The organism is Sphingomonas sp. RIT328 (assembly GCF_000632225.1).
Taxonomy (GTDB): Bacteria; Pseudomonadota; Alphaproteobacteria; order Sphingomonadales; family Sphingomonadaceae; genus Sphingomonas; species Sphingomonas kyungheensis.
In genome coordinates this window covers 1-12,917 of sequence record NZ_JFYV01000032.1, presented here as the reverse complement: position 1 = coordinate 12,917, position 12,917 = coordinate 1, and the positions used below count along the sequence as shown (strand labels likewise).

Here is a 12,917-nt window from a genome sequence, read left to right as displayed (position 1 = left end):
AGAGGGTAGCCGACCGGGCCCTTTCTCCCATCCCCGTCTCCTGTGAAAGCCTGCCATGTATCGTCCGCTTCTCGCCGTCGCCGTTGCGGCGCTCGCGCCCTCCACCGTCCAAGCGGCCCCCGCCGATGCCCTGCGCCGTCTCGCCGACCCCGATGGCGGCCTGATCGTCATCGCGCATCGCGGCTGCCACGAAGCCGCGCCGCTCCACGCTTTGGGGAGCAAGCCGGAAAACTCAATCGCGGCGCTGCGCCAGTGCGTCGTTCTCGGTGCCGACGTGATGGAGACCGACGTGCGTCGCAGCCGCGACGGCCATCTCGTCATCCTGCACGACGACAGCGTCGACCGGACCACGAACGGCACCGGCAAGGTCGCCGACCTCAGCCTCGCGCAGTTGCAGGCGCTACGGCTGCGTCAGGACGAGGGCGGCGCGACGGCGGCGCTCACCGACCAGACGATCCCGACCCTCGACGACCTGCTCGCGCTGGCGAAGGACCGCATCGTCCTCAACCTCGACGTCAAGGACATGATCTACGGCGAGGTCGTCGATGCCGTGCATCGCGCCGGCGCGCAGGACCGGGTGATCGTCAAGACCTTCGCCGGCGTCGCCTCGGTCCCGCTGGCGACGATCCCGCCCTATGACCGCGTGCCCTTCGCCGTCATCCCGATCACCGCCGATCCGGCGGCGGGCGATGTGCCGCAGATCATCGCCAGCCAGATGCAGGGGCGGATCAGGCCGATCGCGGCCGAACTGCCGATCGTGCCGCTGACGACGCTGCCCGTGATCATGAGCCGTGCGAAAGCACTCGGCGTGCCGGTCTGGATCAACACGCTGTTCAAGGGCTTCGTGACGGGCATGGGCGGCGACCCCGAAGCCCGGCAGGACCCCGCCGCAATCTGGGGGCGCCTCGCGGCTATGGGCGTGCGCCTGATCCAGACCGATGCCGTCGAAGCGCTGCTGCGCTATCGTGAAATCCGCCGACGGGCGCCGCAGAGCACCGGGCGCAACGATCGGGGTCACGCCCCCCTCCCGCGCCCGTAGCCGATCCGCTACGGGTGGCGCGATGGCCAGAAAGAAGCGCTACCTGACCGCGACGATGGCCGACGGCTATGTCAAGACGATCGGTCCCACCGCCGCGCCATTCACCCATTACTGGCGGATCGTCGCGCATCTGCATAACGGCAAGACGGAGGTATTCTGGGGCCACACGACCTCCATCAAGGAAGCCGCCGCCAAGGAAGCGCTGACGCAGCAGGCGGCCAAACGACACGGATGGAAAGGCTTCGATTTCGAGGTCGTCGAACTTAGCGAACATTGACGCATCCGACGCTGCCCGCGGACGGATGGCATGACCATCACGGCCTTGGCGTCACGGGAACAGAGGCGCCGAACGCCGCCAGGCCCTCATATCCCACCCTCAGCCGACGGAAGCCGCGCCGCCCTGGATCCTGGATCGAGCCGACATAAACGGGCCGTCCGGGCGCCGCTCCGCCGCAAAGTGCTGCAGACCGACGGGCTCCGGCATGGCGACGTACAGCGCCTCCACGCCGCCCCTGGCGTGATAGGTTTCGTGCCAGAATCCTGCCCCTGCCGACAGTGCGCGGACATCGCGCCACCAGTCGGCGTGCGGCCCGCCGCGCGTGAAGCGCTCCAGACTGTCCATATCCTGCCAATATTGGCGGAAGCCGAAGTGGGTCAGGCTGAACATCATGCCTTCATGCGCCAGCAGACCGTCAGGCCGGTTGCGGGCGATGGCATGCAGGCCCGGTCCGATCCGGCGCAGCGCGCGCAGGCCGCGCCATCCCTTCACCCGGAAGCCGAGCAGGATCATGACGAGATCGGGATAGGCCGAAAGATCGACCGATTGGCGGTTGATCGACGCTTGCATTGTCGGGCTCCCTGTCGTGTACATCGTACACATAGGCTATCGGTGTACGATGTAAACATGGGCGATCCGAAATCCGTCGATCTACCGGCGCGTCTCGTTGCGGCTGCATTGTCCGCGCTCGAGCGGGGCGAAGACATCGGCCTGCGCGCCGTCGCGCGCGATGCCGGCGTGTCGGCGATGGCACCCTACCGACATTTCCGTGACAAAGCGGCGCTGTTGGCCGCGGTGGCGATGCGGGGCTTTGTCGACCTCAAGACCGCGCTGCTCGCGGCCGATGCGCAGCGCGACGCACGCGCCGCACTGATCGCGCAAGGCGAAGCCTATCTCGCCTTCGCCCGCGCCCGTCCGGCCCTGTTCCGCCTGATGTTCTCCGGGCACGATTGTGGCCCGCCCCCCGTCGAGGACAATGCCTATGGGGTCATGGTACGGCGCGTCCGACAGCTCGCGCCGGCCGATCCGGACGCCGCCACGCTCGCCTGCTGGTCGGCCGTGCACGGCATGGCGACGCTCGCGCTCGACGGTGGCTTACCGCCCGGAGACGCACGGCTCGAACATGCCGCGCTGTCGCTCGTCGTGGCGGGCCTGGCTCCCCCGGACCCTGGTTGAGCGGTAAGGGTCGTTCGCGGCAGTCCGCGCGCTATCCAGCTTCACCCATCCGTTCATCCCGAGGCTGACAGCGCGCGGCGCATGATCGGTTCATGGATAACAGGAATGGAAGGCAGGTAGCGGCGGCGGACCTTGCCCGATACCGCCGCCTCTCCCGAAGAGGCTGATAAGACAGGGCTGTCCGGGCTTGGGCGAAAGCGGAACGTCCGCTTCGCAGCGGCGTGATGTCGCTCCGCTCATCCGTCAGGCGCCATCGATCGATGGCGCGGCGGTTCGTTTCGCCTATACTGCATCGCAACCCCAAGGCGCGTTCGCCAGCTCGCGGGCCAGATGGTCGATGAGCGCCTGCACCCGCAGCGGCCGCAACGGACTGGGCGGCATGACGAGATGGAGGCCCAGCGGCGTCACCGTCCAGTCCGGCATCGCGACCGCCAGCTGGCCGTCGCGCAATTCGCGCCAGATCAGGAATTCGGGCTGGATCGCAAGGCCCTGCCCGGCGACGAGCGCCGGGTTGAGCAGATCGGCATTGTCGGTCCAGACCCGCACCGGCGGTTCGACCGCCTCTTCCCCGAAGGTCGGGTGCGTGAAGCGCCACATCCGGGAGGCACCGCCCGTATAGGCGAGCGCGCGATGCCGGCCGAGCTCGGCCGGATGCGTCGGCATGCCGTGGCGATCGAGATAGGCGGGCGAGGCCACCAGCAGCAGCCGGACCGGGCAGAGCCGGCGCGACAGCAGCGACGAATCGTCGAGGCTGGCGATCCGCAGCGCGACATCGAAGCCTTCCGCCACCAGGTCGACCTTGCGATCGCTCAGCGCAAAATCGACGGTGATCTCGGGATAGGCGTCGAGGAACGCTGGCAGCGTCGCGCCGAGATAGGCGATGCCGAACGACAGCGGCGCGCTGATCCGCACGCGCCCGCGCGGCACGTTGGATTGCTCGCCGGCTTCGTCCTCGACCGCCTCGCCCTCGCTGAGGATGCGCGTCGCGCGGTCGAGCGCGGCGCGGCCCGCATCGGTGAGCGCGATGCGGCGCGACGTGCGCGCGATCAGCGTGAGGCCCAGCCGCGCCTCCAGCCGGGCGATCGCCTTCGACACGGTGGGATCGGACATGCCCATCGCGCGCGCCGCACCCGAGAAGGAGCCGTGTTCGGCGACCCTGGCGAAGATCGCCCAGGCTTCGAGGTCGGGAAGACGCTTCACCATTTCCGGCAAGGATGAGATGCCAAGCTTGCCGTTTCGTCAAGTGCGATCGAGGCGCATCTTGCGGTCATCGGAGCAGCAACGCTCCCGCCAGGAGACCGAACCATGATCGACCGTCGTCCCTTCCGCAGCCTCGGTGGCGCCAACCACGGCTGGCTCGACGCCAAGCATCATTTCTCGTTCGCGGGCTATCATGATCCCGCCCGGATGGGCTGGGGCGACATCCGCGTCTGGAACGACGATACGATCGCGCCCGGCACCGGCTTCCCGCCGCATCCGCACGCCGACATGGAGATCATCACCTATGTCCGCGAAGGGGCGATCACCCACCAGGATTCGCTCGGCAACATCGGCCGTACCGAGGCTGGCGACGTGCAGGTGATGAGCGCGGGATCGGGCGTCCGCCACTCCGAATACAACAGGGAGGCCGGCACCACCCGCATCTTCCAGATCTGGATCGAGCCCAAGACGCGGGGTCAGGCGCCGTCGTGGGGCGCCAAGCCCTTCCCGCGGGGCGCGCGTTCGGGGCAGTTCGTGACGCTGGCCAGCGGTTTCGCCGACGATGCCGACGCGCTGCCGATCCGCACCGACGCGCGGATCGTCGCCGCCACGCTCAAGGCGGGCGAGAGCGCCGACTACCCGCTCGGCGCGGATCGCCACGGCTATCTCGTCCCCGCGACCGGCACGATCGAGGTCAACGGCACCCGTCTGGAGGCGCGCGACGGTGCCGCCATCGCCGCGGAGGCCGTGCTCCGCGTCACCGCGATCGAGGATGCCGAGATCGTCCTCGTCGACGCCGCCTGATCCCCCATCCGTACCGCGTATCCTCACAGCTGCAAGGGAGACCCGTCATGCCGTTCATCACCACCGCCGACGCCACCGACATCTTCTACAAGGACTGGGGCGCCAAGGACGCGCCCGTCGTCATGTTCCATCATGGCTGGCCGCTCAGTTCGGACGATTGGGATGCGCAGATGATCGCCTTCGTCCAGAAGGGCTATCGGGTGATCGCCCATGACCGGCGTGGCCACGGCCGCTCGACGCAGAGCGCCGGCGGCCACGACATGGACAGCTATGTCGCCGACGTCGTCGCGCTGACCGACGCGCTCGACCTCAGGGATGCGGTCCATGTCGGCCATTCGACCGGCGGTGGCGAGGTCGCCCGCTATGTCGCCCGCGCCAAGCCCGGCCGGGTCGGCAAGGCGGTGCTGGTGAGCGCGGTCGCGCCGATCATGGTCCGGACCGACGCCAATCCGGACGGCGTGCCGATGGAGGTGTTCGACATGGTGCGCGAGCAGACCGCCACCAACCGCGCGCAATTCTACCATGACTTCACCCTCCCCTTCTTCGGCTACAATCGCGAGGGTGCGGCGGTGAAGGAGGCGGTGCGGCTCAACTGGTGGCGGCAGGGGATGATGGGTTCGGCGCTCGCGCATATGCTCGGCATCAAGGCCTTTTCCGAAACCGACTTCACCGACGACCTCAAGGCGATCGACGTGCCGACGCTGGTGCTGCACGGCGAGGACGATCAGGTCGTGCCCTTTGCCACCACCGGCAAGATGTCCGCCGGACTCATCAAGGGAGCGAAGCTCATCTCCTATCCCGGCCTGCCGCACGGCATGCCGGTGACCCATGCCGAGCGGATCACCGCCGACCTGCTCGCCTTCATCCAGGGCTGACCGACGAGGGCGCACGGGGCGGTTGCGCGCCCCGTGCGTTCGCACGACAGGCAGGCATCACAGGCAGGCATCACAGGGAGACGTCGCGATGGGCGACCGGATACTGATCTTCTACGGCTCCTACCGTTCCGACCGGCAGGGCATCGCGCTTGCCGAATGGCTGGTCGGCGCCTTCGCGGCGCGGGGTGCAGCGGCCGAGCTGGTCGACGCCAAGGCGCTCGATCTCCCGATGCTCGACCGCATGTACAAGGAATATCCCGAGGGCGAGGCGCCGCCCGCGCTGGAGACGCTCGCCGCGAAGATCAGCGCGGCCGACGCCTTCGTCTTCGTCGCCGGCGAATATAATTGGAGCGTCCAGCCCGGCCTCAAGAACCTCACCGACCACTTCCTGGAGGAATGGTATTGGCGGCCGGCGGCGATCGTCAGTTACTCGGCCGGGCGGTTCGCCGGCGCGCGCGCCGGGCTCGCCTGGCACGGCATCCTGTCCGAGATGGGCATGGTGGTGGTGTCGAGCACGATCGCGGTCGGCGGGATCGGCCATGCCTTCGACGCGGCGGGCGCGCCGGCGGGCGATGGCGGCGCCGCCCTCAGCCACGCCTTCCCGCGCTTCGCCGACGACCTCGGCTGGTGGACGGAGGCCGCCCGCAGCCAGCGCGAGCGTCGCGCTCCGCCCTATTGATCCGGTGACGGGCGATGCGCGCCGGCCTCGGCGCCGAACGCCGGACCCTGCATCGCGGCCGGGCGGGACGATGACCGAAGCCGTCCTCATCCGGCCCCCGGCCAGCTGACGCCCGCCGGACGGGCGGCATCCGCCGGTCCATCCGGGCGGATCCGGTCTGGACGCGCGCCTCGCATCCGGATGGCGGACCGGGGCAGACCATCGCCGCGAACACCGAGCCGCCGGTCCGGCTTGCGGGCGGATCGTCCCGAACGCCATCGCAACATGCGGTCCCGGACACCGATTGCGGCGGAAAACCGCCAGACACGGCTATCGCACCACGATATATCCGTTATGCTGGATATATGGATAAGGATTCGGCGATCACCGCGCTGGGCGCGCTCGCGCAGGGTACGAGGCTGGACGTGTTCCGGCTGCTGGTGCGGCACGAGCCGGACGGCCTAGCGGCGGGCGATATCGCCCGTCAGTGCGACGTGCCGCAAAACACCATGTCGGCGCATCTCGGCATCCTCGCGCGCGCCGGCATCGTGCGCGCCGAACGGCACGGTCGATCGATCATCTACCGTGCCGACCTCGACGGTCTGCGCGCGCTGACGCTGTTTCTGGTCAAGGACTGCTGCGCAGGCTCACCCGACGTGTGCGCGCCGCTGCTCGCCGAACTCGCCCCCTGCTGCTGAAAGGACGCCCCGTGGCCGTCGATATCGTCATCTATCACAACCCCGATTGCGGCACGTCGCGCAACACGCTCGGCCTGATCCGCAATGCCGGCATCGAGCCGCACGTGATCGAATATCTGAAAACGCCGCCCTCGCGCGCGCTGCTGGTCGAGCTGATCGACCGCGCCGGCATGACGCCGCGCGCGCTGCTGCGCGAGAAGGGCACACCCTATGCGGAGCTGGGCCTGGGCGACCCGGCGCTGTCCGACGAGGCGCTGGTGGATGCGATGATGGCGCATCCGATCCTCATCAACCGGCCGCTGGTCGTCTCGCCGCTCGGCGTGACGCTGTGCCGGCCGTCCGAAGCGGTGCTCGATCTGCTGCCGCGCGACCAGCTCGGCGCGTTCGCGAAGGAGGACGGCGAGCTTGTGGTGGACGCTTCGGGCCAGCGCCTCGTCTGATGCTGCTGGCCGTCCTGATCTTCGTCGCGACGATCGCGCTCGTCATCTGGCAACCCAAGGGCCTCGGCATCGGGTGGAGCGCGATGGGCGGTGCGATCGTCGCGCTGCTCGCCGGCGTCGTCACCTTGTCCGACGTGCCGGTGGTATGGGGGATCGTCTGGAACGCGACCGCCGCCTTCGTCGCGATCATCGTCATCAGCCTGCTGTTGGACGAAGCCGGATTCTTCGAATGGGCGGCGCTGCATGTCGCCCGCTGGGGCAAGGGGCACGGACGGCGGCTGTTCGTGCTGATCGTGCTGCTCGGCGCGGCGGTGTCGGCGCTGTTCGCCAATGACGGCGCGGCGCTGATCCTGACGCCGATCGTCATCGCCATGCTGCGCGCGCTGGGCTTCCGGGACAGAGCGACGCTGGCGTTCGTCATGGCGGCCGGGTTCGTCGCCGATACCGCCAGCCTGCCGCTGGTCGTCTCGAACCTCGTCAACATCGTATCCGCCGACGTCTTCGGGATCGGGTTTCGCGACTATGCCGCCGTGATGGTGCCGGTCGACCTCGTCTCGATCGCCGCGACGCTGGGCGCGCTGCTGCTGTTCTTCGGGCGCGACATCCCGCAGGATTATGACGTCGGGGCGCTGCGGGCGCCGCGCGAGGCGATCCGCGACGCTGCGACCTTCCGCGCCGGAGGGATCGTCCTCGCGCTGCTGCTCGCCGGCTTCTTCCTGCTCGAACCGCTCGGCGTGCCGGTCAGCGCCGTCGCCGCGGCCGGCGCGATCCTGCTGCTGGCGGTCGCAGGCCGCGGCCATGTCATCCAGACCGGCGCGGTGCTGCGCGGCGCACCCTGGCAGGTCGTGATCTTCTCGCTGGGCATGTATCTCGTCGTCTTCGGCCTGCGCAACGCCGGCCTGACGGATCATCTGGCAGCGCTGCTCGACCGCATCGCGCAGGGCGGCGTGTGGGGCGCGGCGCTGGGAACCGGCGTGATCGCAGCCCTCCTGTCGTCGCTGATGAACAACATGCCGACCGTTCTGGTCGGCGCGCTGTCGATCGACGCGACGCATGCGACCGGGGCGGTCAGGGACGCGATGATCTACGCCAACGTCATCGGGTGCGACCTCGGCCCCAAAGTGACGCCGATCGGCTCGCTCGCGACCCTGCTGTGGCTCCACGTCCTCGGGCAGAAGGGCGTGCGGATCGGCTGGGGCTATTATCTCCGGGTCGGGGTCACGCTCACCGTGCCGGTCCTCCTCGTCACCCTCGCGGCGCTGGCGCTGCGGATCGGACAGGCCTGATGCCTGCGCGCCCCGGACCGATATCCCGGCGTCGATCCTCCGGCCGTCCCCGAACGGCGCGAAGCGTCGCTATGGTCGGAGGGGCAGCGCTGGTGCAGCCCGAACGCCACGGCCACGGAGCGGTCGCGCTTCGCGACGGCGCGACGATCCTGACGGCCGGGATCGGCGGACCGGAAGGCCGAGGCGACGCCACGGATGTCCGCAGTTGCAATATGGGCCGATCGGTGACTATCTAAGGGCCTTCGACGGACCCGGATCGATTCGGGTGGCTCGGCCCGGCGCCTATCCCCGGGATAACCATAGCGAATTTGGGCCTCGCTTCCGAGCATCGTTGATCGAACGCGTCTGACGGCGTGCGCCCCTCGCTATTGCGATCAGGTTTCTACATGACATTTGCTACTTCGCTGCGACGCGAATGGCTCTCGAACCCGCGCGCGGACGTGCTGGCGGGTATCGTCGTCGCGCTCGCGCTGATCCCGGAGGCCATCGGCTTCTCGATCATTGCCGGCGTCGATCCCAGCGTCGGGCTGTTTGCCTCCTTCTCCATCGCCGTCATCATCTCAGCTGTGGGCGGCCGCCCCGGCATGATCTCGGCCGCGACCGCGGCGATCGCCGTTCTCGTCCTGCCGCTGATCCGCGATCACGGCGTCCCGTACCTGTTTGCCGCCACCATCCTGATGGGGCTGATCCAGGGCGTCGCCGGCTTCCTCAAGCTCGACCTGCTGATGCAATATGTGTCGCGCTCGGTCATCACCGGCTTCGTCAACGCGCTCGCGATCCTCATCTTCATCGCGCAGCTTCCCCAGCTCACCCACGTCGGGTGGGAAACCTATGCGATGGTCGCGGCGGGCCTGGCGATCATCTATCTGTTCCCGCGGCTGACCAAGGCGATCCCGTCGCCGCTGGTCGCGATCGTCATCCTGACGATCGTCTCGATCTATGCCGGCGTGCACGTCAACACGGTGGGCGACATGGGCAAGCTGCCCTCGTCGCTGCCCGCCTTCGGCATCCCGCAGGTGCCGTTCACGCTGGAAACGCTGCGCATCATCTTCCCCTATGCGCTGACGATGGCGGCGGTGGGCCTGCTGGAATCGATGATGACCGCGCAGATCGTCGATGATCTGACCGACACGCCATCGAACAAGCGCCGCGAGATGAAGGGACAGGGCATCGCCAATGTCCTGACCGGCTTCCTCGGCGGGATGGGTGGCTGCGCGATGATCGGCCAGTCGGTCATCAACGTGAAGTCGGGCGGCTCGACCCGCCTTTCCACCTTCGTCTCGGGCGTGTTCCTGCTGTTCCTGATCGTCGTGCTGGGGCCGCTGGTCGCGCGCATTCCGATGCCGGCGCTGGTCGCGGTGATGATCATGGTGTCGATCGGCACCTTCTCCTGGGGATCGATCACGACCCTCAGGAGCCATCCGTGGCAATCCTCGGTCGTCATGCTGGCGACGGTGCTGGTCGTCGTCTCGACGCACGATCTGGCGCAGGGCGTGGTCGCGGGCGTGATCCTGTCCGGCCTGTTCTTCGCCGGCAAGGTCAGGCGCCTGTTCGACGTGACGTCCGAGCTCAGCGCGGACGGCCGGACGCGGACCTACCGCGTCTCGGGTCAGGTGTTCTTCGCCTCGTCCGAGCGGTTCGCCGACGCCTTCGACTTCAAGGCGGTGCTGGACACGGTCGTCATCGACCTGACCGCCGCGCATTTCTGGGACATTTCGGCGGTGGGGAGCCTCGACAGGGCGATCCTCCGGTTCCGCCGCGAAGGCACCCATGTCGAGGTCGTCGGCCTCAATCAGGCGAGCGCGACGATGGTCGATCGCTTCGCCGTCCATGACAAGCCCGGCGCCGAAGCGGCGCTCGGCGCCCATTGAGGAGAGGGCTCATGAACCGCATATTGGCCTGTATCGATGCATCCGCCTATGCGACCAGCGTCGTCGATCTGGCGGCCTGGGCCGCGACCCGGCTCGGCGCCGATGTCGAGCTGCTGCACGTCGTCCAGCGCCGGGATGCCGTCGCATCGCGCAACGATCACAGCGGCGCGATCGGCCTCGGCGTCAAGAGCGAGCTGCTAGAGGAACTGACCCGTATCGAGGAAGCGGCGGGGCGTCTCGCCATCGAGGAAGGGCGCATCCTGCTCGACGCAGGCGGCGCCCGCCTCACGGCACGGGGCATCGCGGTCGCGCCGTTGCACCGGCATGGCGGGATCGTGGAGACGATCGTCGAGCGCGAGGCCGATGCTGCATTGGTCATCATCGGCAAGCGCGGCGCGTCGGGCGCGTTCGCGACCGACCATATCGGCTCCAAGGTCGAACGCGTCGTGCGCGCCAGCGACAGGCCGGTGCTGATCGCCTCGCGCGACGCCGCGGCCCCCGACGCGGTGGTGATCGCCTTCGACAACAGCCCCGCCGCCTGCCGCGCCGTCCGTCATGTCGCGACCTCGCCGCTATTCCATGGTCTGCCGGTCCATCTCGTCATGGCGGGGCCGGACGACGGCCGACACCGCGATCGGCTCGGCGCAGCCGCAGCCGCGCTGCCCGCCTGTGCCGGGACCGTCCTGCGGGACGGCAAGGTCGATGCGGTGATCGGCGATCATATCGCGGCGCATCCCGGCGCGATGCTGGTGATGGGCGCTTACGGCCATTCGCCGCTGCGCACCCTGATCGTCGGCAGCACGACGACGACGATGATCCGCACCGTCCGCGCGCCGGTGCTGCTGATGCGCTGACATCGCCGGGGACGCAGCACAGCCCGGTGTCGCGCCGAGGCGGATCGACAGCGGCGATCATCGCGGGTGCATCCGCTGCGGCGATGCGCCTCGCCTGCGCCGAGGAGGGCCTGGCCCGAAAGGACGCACCATGCCGACCGGAACGATCAGATATCTCGACCGGGGTGGAGCCTGGGGCTTCATCTCGCGGGACGACAAGCAGCCCAAGGTCTTCGTCCACGTCCGTGCGGCGGAGCGCGCCGGCTTTGCCGGACTGAGGCGCGGCCAGCGCTGGCGCTTCACGCTCGTCGAGCGCCCCAAGGGCGGGTTTGAGGCCGATGATCTGGAAATGCTGGGCGATCAACCGCCTCCGCCCGGACGATGAGCGGCTTGCCAGAGACGAACGGCCGGCGGGATGGTCTGCGCCGCCCCGCAAGGCATGGCATTGCGGGACTGAGACGGCTCGCCTCGACGCAGCTGCCAGGACGAGACCGTCGCAGGCCGCTGCGGGGGAGGACGAGGGCGGAAGCGCCGCTCCTGAGGCGCCGTCGGCGCCCCTGCCCCCTCCTCCGTTTTCAGCTGAACCGCGCCATCTGATACTGCCGGGACAATATGGTCCCGGGACGCCCGCACCGCCCGAGCAAGTCCCAATGTCTCATTGGCGAGTATCCCCGTCCAAAACGTCCTTCAGCACACGCCGATACCGGCGGACCTATCGAGGCAGGCTTTGCCGTTCAGGACGAGCGTACGGGTCCCGTCGATTGCCGGACGATAAGCTGATGGCCATGGTTCAGACACATCACTGGGGGCCTATCCTGAAGCTGGGCGACGACCATGTCGGCCGCGGCGACCGCCATATCGAACACCGGCTGGCGGACGGTGGTGATCGCCGGCCAGGCGATGCGCGCGACCTCCGAATCGTCGAAGCCGGTGATCGACAGGTCGCCTGGCACGCTCAGCCCCATCTCCAGCGCGGCGGTCAGCGCGCCGACCGCCATGTCGTCATTCTGCGCGAGGATCGCGGTCGGCCGCTCGGCGCGGGCGAGCAGGGTGCGCGCCGCGGCATGGCCGCTGTCGTAGGTGTAGAGGCCGGTCGCGACGCGATCCGGCGCCACCGTGATCTCCGCCGCGGCGAAGGCCTCGGCGAACCCCTGCATCCGCGCCTCGGCCGAGGCGTGGGTGGGATCGCCGGTGATGATCGCGATGTCGCGATGGCCGAGGCCGATGACATGCGCGGCGATCTCGCGCGCGGCGCTGACGTCGTCGATGAGGTTGCTCGGCCCAGCGTCGATCAGGCGGGTCGGGGCGATGCGCGCGAAGCGGATGCTCGCCGCGGTCAGATCGGCCATGATCCGCGCGCTGTCCGACGCGGGCGGCGCGAGCACCACGCCGTCGAGCGCTGCCGAGCGCAACAGGCCGATGACGTCCGCCTCATGCTCCGAAATCGACGCGATCGGGATGACGACGAGCCGGTAATGGTCGTCGCGCAGCCGTTCGAGCACGCCCTTCTGCAGATCGACGACATAGCTGGGCGAGGGGTTTTCATAGACCAGCCCGATCAGGTGCGAGCGGCGCTGGACCAGCGCGCGGGCGAGCATGTTGGGATGGTAATCGACCGCCGCGGCGGCCTCCCTGACGCGACGGATCACGTCGGCGGTGACGTGCGGCTCGCCGTTGAGCACGCGCGACACCGTCTTGGTCGACACGCCGGCGTGGCGGGCGACGTCGACGATCGTGGTGCGATGCGGAGCCTGGACCAT

Annotated in this window: 15 protein-coding genes and 1 other annotated feature; of the genes, 12 read left to right on the top strand and 3 right to left on the bottom strand. The window is 68.8% G+C overall.

All coding sequences use genetic code 11. The features are described 5' to 3' along the window. The first annotated feature begins 55 nt into the window (after positions 1-55). Positions 56-1,039 carry a glycerophosphodiester phosphodiesterase family protein gene (locus tag BW41_RS13710; RefSeq protein WP_037535076.1) on the top strand — a complete coding sequence of 328 codons (984 nt, stop codon included), beginning with the start codon at positions 56-58 and terminating at the stop codon, positions 1,037-1,039. 22 nt (positions 1,040-1,061) lie between these two features. Next, the gene (locus BW41_RS13705; RefSeq protein WP_037535075.1) at positions 1,062-1,316 is read left to right on the top strand and encodes a hypothetical protein; all 255 of its coding nucleotides are present in this window, start codon (positions 1,062-1,064) and stop codon (positions 1,314-1,316) included. Positions 1,317-1,415: 99 nt separating this feature from the next. Here BW41_RS13705 and BW41_RS13700 read toward each other — a convergent pair whose 3' ends face one another. Then, a complete protein-coding gene (locus BW41_RS13700) occupies positions 1,416-1,886 on the bottom strand; it encodes a monooxygenase family protein (protein ID WP_037535074.1) in 471 nt (156 codons plus the stop codon). A gap of 57 nt (positions 1,887-1,943) precedes the next feature. Between BW41_RS13700 and BW41_RS13695 the strand changes: the two genes are divergently transcribed. Further along, on the top strand, positions 1,944-2,492 hold the full coding sequence (locus tag BW41_RS13695) for a TetR/AcrR family transcriptional regulator (RefSeq protein ID WP_037535073.1): 549 nt from the start codon (positions 1,944-1,946) through the stop codon (positions 2,490-2,492). Positions 2,493-2,774: 282 nt separating this feature from the next. Here the strand turns inward: BW41_RS13695 and BW41_RS13690 are convergent, their stop codons facing one another. Beyond that, entirely contained in the window at positions 2,775-3,692 is a 918-nt protein-coding gene (locus tag BW41_RS13690) for a LysR family transcriptional regulator (RefSeq protein WP_037535090.1), read from the bottom strand. 105 nt (positions 3,693-3,797) lie between these two features. Between BW41_RS13690 and BW41_RS13685 the strand changes: the two genes are divergently transcribed. From BW41_RS13685 to BW41_RS13645, 9 genes are all read left to right on the top strand, one after another. Then, positions 3,798-4,496, top strand: a complete 699-nt coding sequence (locus tag BW41_RS13685; RefSeq protein ID WP_037535072.1) for a pirin family protein — start codon at positions 3,798-3,800, stop codon at positions 4,494-4,496. Between the two features lie 47 nt (positions 4,497-4,543). Next, positions 4,544-5,371 carry an alpha/beta fold hydrolase gene (locus BW41_RS13680; RefSeq protein WP_037535071.1) on the top strand — a complete coding sequence of 276 codons (828 nt, stop codon included), beginning with the start codon at positions 4,544-4,546 and terminating at the stop codon, positions 5,369-5,371. An 88-nt stretch (positions 5,372-5,459) separates the two neighbouring features. Next, on the top strand, positions 5,460-6,050 hold the full coding sequence (locus BW41_RS13675; RefSeq protein ID WP_037535070.1) for an NADPH-dependent FMN reductase: 591 nt from the start codon (positions 5,460-5,462) through the stop codon (positions 6,048-6,050). A gap of 344 nt (positions 6,051-6,394) precedes the next feature. Next, positions 6,395-6,727, top strand: coding sequence for an ArsR/SmtB family transcription factor (locus BW41_RS13670; protein ID WP_037535069.1), 333 nt, complete (start codon positions 6,395-6,397; stop codon positions 6,725-6,727). Positions 6,728-6,738: 11 nt separating this feature from the next. Next, on the top strand, positions 6,739-7,167 hold the full coding sequence (gene arsC / locus BW41_RS13665; RefSeq protein ID WP_037535068.1) for an arsenate reductase (glutaredoxin): 429 nt from the start codon (positions 6,739-6,741) through the stop codon (positions 7,165-7,167). Continuing rightward, entirely contained in the window at positions 7,167-8,453 is a 1,287-nt protein-coding gene (locus BW41_RS13660) for an arsenic transporter (RefSeq protein WP_037535067.1), read from the top strand. Before arsC ends, BW41_RS13660 begins: the two co-directional genes overlap by 1 nt. A 244-nt stretch (positions 8,454-8,697) precedes the next feature. After that, positions 8,698-8,752: a sequence feature (sul1 is cis-regulatory element that is thought to sense ions involved in sulfur or methionine metabolism; They are found in Alphaproteobacteria), on the top strand. Between the two features lie 87 nt (positions 8,753-8,839). Then, on the top strand, positions 8,840-10,324 hold the full coding sequence (locus BW41_RS13655; protein ID WP_037535066.1) for a SulP family inorganic anion transporter: 1,485 nt from the start codon (positions 8,840-8,842) through the stop codon (positions 10,322-10,324). An 11-nt stretch (positions 10,325-10,335) separates the two neighbouring features. Further along, positions 10,336-11,178: a universal stress protein gene (locus tag BW41_RS13650; protein WP_037535065.1), complete on the top strand. Its 843-nt coding sequence runs from the start codon at positions 10,336-10,338 to the stop codon at positions 11,176-11,178. Positions 11,179-11,308: 130 nt separating this feature from the next. After that, positions 11,309-11,542, top strand: coding sequence for a cold-shock protein (locus tag BW41_RS13645; RefSeq protein ID WP_037535064.1), 234 nt, complete (start codon positions 11,309-11,311; stop codon positions 11,540-11,542). Positions 11,543-11,891: 349 nt separating this feature from the next. On the opposite strand, the gene BW41_RS13640 is transcribed toward BW41_RS13645, so the two are convergent. Beyond that, the gene (locus BW41_RS13640) at positions 11,892-12,917 is read right to left on the bottom strand and encodes a LacI family DNA-binding transcriptional regulator (protein WP_081793098.1); all 1,026 of its coding nucleotides are present in this window, start codon (positions 12,915-12,917) and stop codon (positions 11,892-11,894) included.

Coding starts and splice junctions, on each gene's coding strand:
- BW41_RS13640 (WP_081793098.1), bottom strand. CDS start 12,917: ATGGTCCAGGCTCCGCATCGCACCACGATCGTCGACGTCGCCCGCCAC.
- BW41_RS13695 (WP_037535073.1), top strand. CDS start 1,944: ATGGGCGATCCGAAATCCGTCGATCTACCGGCGCGTCTCGTTGCGGCT.
- BW41_RS13710 (WP_037535076.1), top strand. CDS start 56: ATGTATCGTCCGCTTCTCGCCGTCGCCGTTGCGGCGCTCGCGCCCTCC.
- BW41_RS13680 (WP_037535071.1), top strand. CDS start 4,544: ATGCCGTTCATCACCACCGCCGACGCCACCGACATCTTCTACAAGGAC.
- BW41_RS13705 (WP_037535075.1), top strand. CDS start 1,062: ATGGCCAGAAAGAAGCGCTACCTGACCGCGACGATGGCCGACGGCTAT.
- BW41_RS13655 (WP_037535066.1), top strand. CDS start 8,840: ATGACATTTGCTACTTCGCTGCGACGCGAATGGCTCTCGAACCCGCGC.
- BW41_RS13675 (WP_037535070.1), top strand. CDS start 5,460: ATGGGCGACCGGATACTGATCTTCTACGGCTCCTACCGTTCCGACCGG.
- BW41_RS13685 (WP_037535072.1), top strand. CDS start 3,798: ATGATCGACCGTCGTCCCTTCCGCAGCCTCGGTGGCGCCAACCACGGC.
- BW41_RS13645 (WP_037535064.1), top strand. CDS start 11,309: ATGCCGACCGGAACGATCAGATATCTCGACCGGGGTGGAGCCTGGGGC.
- BW41_RS13670 (WP_037535069.1), top strand. CDS start 6,395: ATGGATAAGGATTCGGCGATCACCGCGCTGGGCGCGCTCGCGCAGGGT.
- BW41_RS13660 (WP_037535067.1), top strand. CDS start 7,167: ATGCTGCTGGCCGTCCTGATCTTCGTCGCGACGATCGCGCTCGTCATC.
- BW41_RS13650 (WP_037535065.1), top strand. CDS start 10,336: ATGAACCGCATATTGGCCTGTATCGATGCATCCGCCTATGCGACCAGC.
- BW41_RS13700 (WP_037535074.1), bottom strand. CDS start 1,886: ATGCAAGCGTCGATCAACCGCCAATCGGTCGATCTTTCGGCCTATCCC.